The 1,799-nt window shown below is 49.2% G+C and carries 1 protein-coding gene; it reads left to right on the top strand.

The window, feature by feature from the left end:
* Positions 1–112 precede the first annotated feature (112 nt).
* Complete coding sequence (locus tag E0698_RS26180) at positions 113–1,408, top strand: IS110 family transposase (RefSeq protein ID WP_192513422.1); 1,296 nt, start codon at positions 113–115, stop codon at positions 1,406–1,408.
* The last annotated feature ends 391 nt before the right edge of the window (positions 1,409–1,799 follow it).

The raw sequence follows: 1,799 nt of genomic DNA, 5'->3' as shown, positions 1-1,799 counted from the left end.
GAGCCATTCCTGTAATGAATTAATTTGAGGTTTGAAACAAAAAAGCGCCTCCTGTATGCTGGGTCTGGAATGCAGTCACATTCATGCCCGAATTAAAAGGAGGACGCTCATTATGAAGTATAAACAATCGAAGAAGCAGAATCAACGGATTACACGAATTTCCGACAAGACCCTTGTTATAGGTGCAGATATTGCGAAAGAAACCCATGTGGCCCGTGCCATCGACTTCCGGGGGATTGAACTCGGAAAGGATTGTGCGTTCTCCAATACCCGCACCGGACTCGAGCAACTGGTTCAGTGGATGAAGGAGCTTCAGCGGGAACATGCCAAGAGCGACGTCCTCTTCGGCATCGAGCCCACCGGACACTACTGGTTTAACCTGGCTGAGTATTTGGGACAGCACGGCATTCCTTTGGTCATAGTCAATCCGCATCATGTACACAAAAGCAAAGAATTGGAAGACAACTCACCGACGAAAAACGACTATAAAGATGCAAAAGTCATTGCCGACTTGGTGCGGAACGGGAAGTACAGCGAACCGAAATTGCCAACGAGTATCTACGCGGATTTGCGGATTCTCATGAATCTTCGGGAGAAGATCATGGTGAACCTCGGACAGGTGCAAAGGCGGGTACAGAACTGGCAGGATCGCTTTTTTCCAGAATATACGGAGGTATTTAAAGACTGGGAGGGTAAAGCTTCGCTCATTACGCTAAGCGAGTTTCCTACGCCAGGTGAGATCGTAGAGTTAGGCGCAGAAGCTATTGTTCAGCGGTGGAAGAAAGATGTGAAACGAGCCGTAGGGACGAAACGAGCTAAACAACTGGTCGAAACGGCGAGAAGCTCCATTGGTCTGACCAAAGGACTGCCTGCCGCGAAAATAGAGATCCAAACGCTTCTGGAGCAGTACGACATGTTCACCAGACAGCTTGAAGAGATTCTGGCCGAGGTGGAACGTCTACTGGCGCAAATTCCGGGCACAAAAGAGATGCTTACCGTGCCAGGCGTGGCTATAGTGACGTTGGCGGGATTCCTAGCGGAAGTGGGGAACCTGAGCGATTATGAGCATGGACAGCAGATTATTCGGCTGGCTGGACTGAATCTCAAAGAGAACAGTTCAGGAAAGAAAAAAGGCAAATCCAGCATTACCAAACGTGGACGCGCAAGGCTAAGAGCTCTGCTGTTCCGGGCGGTGATGCCCATGGTAGCAAAGAACGCTGAGTTTAAGGCACTGCACCAGTATTTCACCAAACGAAGTCAAAATCCGTTGAAGAAAAAGCAATCCATTGTCGCCTTGTGTGGGAAGCTGATTCGCGTCCTGCATACGCTCGGCACCAAGCAACTACCGTACAATGCAAACGATGTTTTAGGGCCAGTACGACAGGCTCAGTTACAGATGGCGGCTTAAGAAAAACCGAATTCATGTTTCTCATCGGAATGAGCCAAGACAAAGGAAGCACGGAGCAGCCGTAGGAATCATTTCCATAAGGGCAACGACCCCGTAAAGGAGCAAGAAACGGCGTCCACCTCTTGAGAGGCCGAACGAAGGGATGTAAGGGCAAAGACCCCGCGTGACATGGGAGGGTAAGCCGTCAAGAGTAAGATGTGGATATCCAGGGTGCGATCATTGAAAGTATCCGTGGGTTGGGGAAAAATCCCCCCCAATCTCTATTCCTGCCACCGGCTCTACCAGAAAATAATGTCATCCTTACATGACTTCACCAGCTCTCCATCAGTCAAGGATTGAAAATCGAAGAACGAGTGAGGAAACACGAGAAAACATTAATTTATAGTGGGAG

It is taken from the genome of Paenibacillus sp. 23TSA30-6 (assembly GCF_014858585.1).
In the GTDB taxonomy this organism is placed as follows: domain Bacteria; phylum Bacillota; class Bacilli; order Paenibacillales; family Paenibacillaceae; genus Paenibacillus.
This window is presented reverse-complemented; position numbering and strand designations above follow the sequence as displayed.

What these genes read in the sequence shown, in the direction of transcription:
- E0698_RS26180 (WP_192513422.1), top strand. Translation starts at nt 113, where the DNA reads ATGAAGTATAAACAATCGAAGAAGCAGAATCAACGGATTACACGAATT.